Here is a 4,335-nt window from a genome sequence, read left to right as displayed (position 1 = left end):
TGCGTCAATGCGAGGGTATCAGATGGTTTTAGCGGTTCGGTTCCGTCAGTCGGTACCATGCTCGATAGGTAAAGTATTGATAAATAAAGAAATGTTGTTTGATGGGTTCGCTCAGTGTACTTGTGGGTGTACTTGCTGTGAGTATTTCGAGGTGTTTTGCTGAATTTAATCTTTCATGGGGTTATTTTCGATAAGTGGCTTTACCTGTCCAAAAAGTCGTTTATCGTATAGACCTACTTTCGAGTGTCCATTGATAATATGGCAATTTTCATATCATTTGATAATCAGGCGAAGTCTATTGATAGGTCGATTATCATTTACTGGTTTTATGATTTGGGTATAGGCTAATGATAGGTTTTCAGGTGTTCTCACTGGTTTAGTATTACTGTAATATGTATATTGTTTTGATTAACTATAAAAAGCCAAGGGGGCAGCATTGGACAATAAAAGATTTTTTATACGAGCAATTGGTGTTTGCGGTTTGATCTTTATTTTATCCACGATGGTTGTTGCTAGGTTTTTTTAGTATGGTGACTGAATATTGAGTTTGGCGGTTCTTAAGGAATTCGAACTGTCGGCTGTAATGCCTGTGGTTGCTGTATTCTTTGGCTGTCGGTGATTAAATAGACCAACATTTAGACCACCAGTGGCAGTAATTGCAGCCTGTTTTGAACAATCACATCGTGTGGGTGTCTTAAATTCTACGATACCCTTGCTCAATTTTGGGCATGGCTAATCCTAACCGCCATTGGTGACTAGGGTGTGAACTTATCAACGCCCTGTTTTTGCTGTCGCTACTGGTCAAAACATGGGGGTCACTTGTCGCGAAACTACTCACGCGCGCGTACTGTTCCATTAACTGCCTCGATACCTGTGCAGAAACTCATAAATCTAGCAGTTTCATTATCGGGTCGTCCCTTTCTTTTTGCCTACGTTCTAATCCTAACCCACCGCCCAGCAACTTTGATTTGCTCATGGTGCATGACAAGGCTGTCTTATAATCATCGTCATTCAATGCCATTTGCCGTACCTGCTCGATTTCATCAAGTATGCTGTCCATCGTGATTGTGTCGCGCGTTCTATCACTCATAACTTACGCTGCCTTTTATTTTGTCAATCATCTGCATAGTCGCACCGCATATCCTTTGTACTATCCTGTCATGCTCATTCACTAGCCTATCAAACGTCTTTGAGTGCATACCTTTGGGCTTTGAGCCGTTGCCGTAAGCAATGCCTGATTGCCAACCTAAACGCTGCCTGATTGCGTCTGCACGACTGAATAGGCGGTCGATGGGTTGTTGTAGCTGTGAGGCATAACAAGCACCAATACAGCCACGACAGACGTAAATCCCTGCACAATACAGCACTGCTACTCGATTGCTGCATGATGGACATAACCACCAATAGCGGTAATTGCCAAAATGACAAGCGGTTTTATCTAATCGTATGCTGTAGCTGTATGCTTTGCCACGATACGAGTAATTAACGTCAACCTTGTTTGCCCTGTCTGTCTGCCTCAACTGGTCACGATAGCGTGAAATACTCAATCGAGGGTAATTGCTCAGGCTTGAAGTGGTAGCAAGTGCTGCCATGTTTTCCCCTGCATATCTAAATCATTAAGCAAATTAAAATTCAATGTTGAGCTTACTTGTATCTTGACCTTGTGATAAATCTTGGCGAAACATATTATCCAATAAATTATTTACTTCTATCGTGCGCTGCTTGCCCTCTACCATAAGCTGCCTATCTCTTTTTTCGTCTGCCAATCTTTTGAGATACTCAGGATTTAATGCCATCTTTTTACGCTTTGGCTTTACTCGTTTGGCATAGTCATCACCTGCTTTGAATACTTCGCCACGCTCATTTAGACAAGGGCTGATACGGCTAGTATGAAAGCTTTTGGCTCGTTCGCCTTTAATGGTTTTACCACGTGATTTGGCTAGATAAGACGCGCGTTCGAATGCTGCTTTGTACTTGCTGTAATCACCTGCAGCCAGTTTCTTACACTCAATAAAATACGATGGGTTCTTTGGCACCCAAACAGATAGATTCTGTATTGAGCCAATCTCAATGGCTTTCTCAGCAACATTTTTCATGGCTCGGACTTCGTTACCATCAATCATAACCACAAGATGATAGTGCTGCTTTTTTGCCGTTTCAACTTCCCTGCACCAAGCATAGCCAACACGATTCAGCTTATATTTTCTTTTCAGCCACTCGTTATAACTGGTGAGAAATTTGGTCAATACCTGATTGTCATCGCTGTACTTGTGGATTCTAATGTCCAACCTGAAAACAAACACTTTGCTATGCCATGAAAGCATTGCATCAAGTTCGCGCTTTATCTTTTCTAGTGGCTCAACATAACATTCATATTTGCCGTCATGTGTGATTATCGGCAATTCCATTCCGTCTATCACAATGGCTTTTTCGTTCGTGATTTTCCGCATTTTTCAAAAGACCTTATCCCGTGTTGATTTGCCCAACTCAAAAAACGTCAGCATGAATGATAAAGAATTAAGGGATTTAAAAGATAAGGATAATATAAAAAACCGACCAAACTAAAAAATCTTGGCACCATGTTACCAGTGGGCTTGGCGTTAATATCGCTTTAGAAAAAGACATGGTATCTGTGACATTTACCCTATAAATCATCAATTAATTATCGTTTTGTTTAATCAATTTACTTAAAAGTATATCATTAGCTCTTATTTGCCTTTTCTTGACGTTTTAGCCGTCTGTAGTACCTTACTATCAAAACCAACTTTCGAGGCTGTGAGCGTCATTCTGTGAGCCTGTTTTTACTTAACCTTGCTCTTTGTCACCTCAAAACCTAACTTTGCCAAGTGCTTGCGGTATTTCTTTTGCTTGTCAGCATCTTTGAGATCATCGGCAATCATGGCAGCGAATTGCTCAGTGCTTGCGCCTAATGGTGAGTTACTGCCGAGCTCAGGCAATGCAGCTAATTTATTGCTGAACGTTTTGATTTGGCTGTCAGTCATTTTGATATAACCACCATCAGTGACTATCTGTTTTGGTACTGCCTTTGGCTTAAACTTGAATGTAAAGCCTGTAATTGTTCTGCCTCGTTTGTGCTGCTCATAGGTGGCTGTAATATCGGTTTCCTTGCTGATTTGCTTAATCGCTCGATCCAGCACTTTAGCTTTGAAATTACACATTTGATTATACTGTTCAGGCTCAACCCCTAACTTATTGCGTAGGTCGTCAATCTCATAAGTTGGTGTTTTGCCTACGTCACGCCAAGATATTAACAACTCATATAATCGGATTGCGTAGATGCTGCTCAGGTTCGCCACCTTGTCGATCTCGTAACTTGTGAAGTGGCTTTCGAGGCGTGTTATCAGTGGAACGACATCAGACGTAAAGCGCATATAAACGATTCCGCTATCAGGCTCAACGCCTATCTTATCCACCCATCTGCAATGAAATGATCGGTCTTTGCCGTTTTTTGGGTTCTTGTCGTGGTAGGTGACATAACGGTCAAACAGTCCCTTACTTGCGTCTTTGACGACTGTGTATGCTGTTTTATCATTGACGCCAAACTGCTCAGCATAGCTACTTGCATGAATCCTTAGCAGACTGTCATGCGTAATGCCTTGTCCTGAATTACGAGCCTCAATGATCGCCAATAAAATCAATCGCTGCTCTGCTAAATCGAGGGTGTAAGATGCTTGGATCAATGCGTTATCTTTGACGACTAATTCAGCCATTTTCATCATCTTATGAAGTGGTTATTAAGTGCGACTATATCACCATACAATTACCTTATCAATCAAAGTAATTATTGGTGCGATAAAGGTAGTGGTATTGGCTTGATTTGGTGCGATAAAGGTAATGGTATGGTGCGATAAAGGTAATTGAATGAAGTCTGTATCCCTTTATTTTCAAGGCTTGCAGCGAGCGTAAAAGCTGTTTAAAAGCTATATAATTAAAAGCACAACAACTCTTTTTTTGTTTTGTGGATAAATCTATTTTGAGTTACTGACTAAAATCAGGCTCAGACAATCATCAAAAATTGATTAATCCATTGTTGGATAGATCGGCTCAGGTTTTAATCATTGTTCACTGGCGAAGTAGATAACCAAACGTAGTAAATCATCAGGCATTACTCGATTGCTGAATTTGCGCTGTGAGCGTCTTTGATTGCTCATGAGGTAACTTAGTACCACTTTGCACCTATAAACGCACTGTGAGCCATTCAGGTGACATTTTGAGGCTATAACAGCCCACATCATTGGTGATTGTTTTGGCTGTGGTAATGCGTCAATGCGAGGGTATCAGATGGTTTTAGCGGTTCGGTTCCGTCAGTCGGTA

The 4,335-nt window shown here is 41.2% G+C and carries 4 protein-coding genes; all 4 read right to left on the bottom strand.

The annotated features are described in order from the left end of the window. Positions 1–883: 883 nt before the first annotated feature. Positions 884–1,090, bottom strand: coding sequence for a hypothetical protein (locus tag CZ794_RS03685; RefSeq protein WP_087040285.1), 207 nt, complete (start codon positions 1,088–1,090; stop codon positions 884–886). Further along, a complete protein-coding gene (locus CZ794_RS03680) occupies positions 1,083–1,592 on the bottom strand; it encodes a hypothetical protein (RefSeq protein WP_087040284.1) in 510 nt (169 codons plus the stop codon). Before CZ794_RS03680 ends, CZ794_RS03685 begins: the two co-directional genes overlap by 8 nt. A 33-nt stretch (positions 1,593–1,625) precedes the next feature. Further along, positions 1,626–2,450 (bottom strand): inovirus-type Gp2 protein, encoded by an 825-nt coding sequence (locus CZ794_RS03675; protein ID WP_087040283.1) that lies wholly within the window; start codon positions 2,448–2,450, stop codon positions 1,626–1,628. 351 nt (positions 2,451–2,801) lie between these two features. Then, positions 2,802–3,731 carry a replication initiation protein RepM gene (gene repM, locus CZ794_RS03670; RefSeq protein WP_087040282.1) on the bottom strand — a complete coding sequence of 310 codons (930 nt, stop codon included), beginning with the start codon at positions 3,729–3,731 and terminating at the stop codon, positions 2,802–2,804. Positions 3,732–4,335: the final 604 nt, after the last annotated feature.

Origin of the sequence: Psychrobacter sp. JB385 (genome assembly GCF_900163785.1) — a bacterium.
GTDB lineage: Bacteria > Pseudomonadota > Gammaproteobacteria > Pseudomonadales > Moraxellaceae > Psychrobacter.
Note: the sequence above shows the minus strand (reverse complement) of the source record. Positions and strands in the feature narration are given on the sequence as shown.

Coding starts and splice junctions, on each gene's coding strand:
- CZ794_RS03685 (WP_087040285.1), bottom strand. CDS start 1,090: ATGAGTGATAGAACGCGCGACACAATCACGATGGACAGCATACTTGAT.
- CZ794_RS03680 (WP_087040284.1), bottom strand. CDS start 1,592: ATGGCAGCACTTGCTACCACTTCAAGCCTGAGCAATTACCCTCGATTG.
- CZ794_RS03675 (WP_087040283.1), bottom strand. CDS start 2,450: ATGCGGAAAATCACGAACGAAAAAGCCATTGTGATAGACGGAATGGAA.
- repM (WP_087040282.1), bottom strand. CDS start 3,731: ATGGCTGAATTAGTCGTCAAAGATAACGCATTGATCCAAGCATCTTAC.